The organism is Rhizobacter sp. P1_G5, assembly GCF_056405435.1.
The window spans coordinates 1-779 of record NZ_JBFUCB010001131.1; the positions used below are offsets into that span (position 1 = coordinate 1).

Consider the following 779-nt stretch of genomic DNA (forward strand, 5'->3'; position numbering starts at 1 on the left):
TCTGAACCCCGTCGACCGGATCGTCGCCTGGCTCGACCCGCAGCGCGGCCTGAATCGCTTGCGCAACCGCACACTGCTGGCGCACTACGAGGCCGCGCGCCCGAATCCGCAGCGCAAGTTTCGCCGCGATGGCGGCTCGCCCAATCAACTGGTCGAGCAGGGCTCCGCGCCGCTGCGAAACCAGATGCGCTACCTCGACCGCAATCACGACCTGGTCGTCGGTGCGCTCGACGTGCTGGTCAACAACACGGTGGGCGCCAACGGCATCGGCGTCGAGTTCCAGCCCCGTACGCTCAGCGGCGAGATCCATGCGGAGTACGCCGCCGCCCTGTCAGCCGCCTACCGGGACTGGCAGCGCCGCCCGGAGGTGCGTTGGCAGCACAGCTACGCGCGGTGTCAACGTCTACTTGCCCGAACGTTGTACCGCGACGGAGAGGCCTTTGCGCAGCGCCTGAGCGGCAGGGTGCCCGGGCTGGATCACGGGACCGCCGTGCCGTACTCCATCGAGATGCTGGAGCCCGAGTACGTGCCGATGGACTTCAACGACTCGGTGCGCGGTATCAAGCAGGGCATCCAGTACAACGCCTGGGCGCGCCCGACAGCGTACTGGGTCAGCAAGGCTCACCCAGGCGAAGCAACGGGCCTGCGTCAGGACATGAAGGTGGTCTCGGCCGACCGCATGGTGCATCTGGCGCATCTGTCGCGCATTGGCCAACTGCGAGGGGTGACCCGCTTCGCCAGCGTCATCGGCCGCATCGAAGACATCAAGGACTACGAGG

At 67.1% G+C, this 779-nt stretch carries 1 protein-coding gene; it reads left to right on the top strand.

The features are described 5' to 3' along the window. The coding region (locus AC1D12_RS34530; RefSeq protein ID WP_477845556.1) for a phage portal protein at nt 1-779 on the top strand (779 nt) is incomplete at both ends.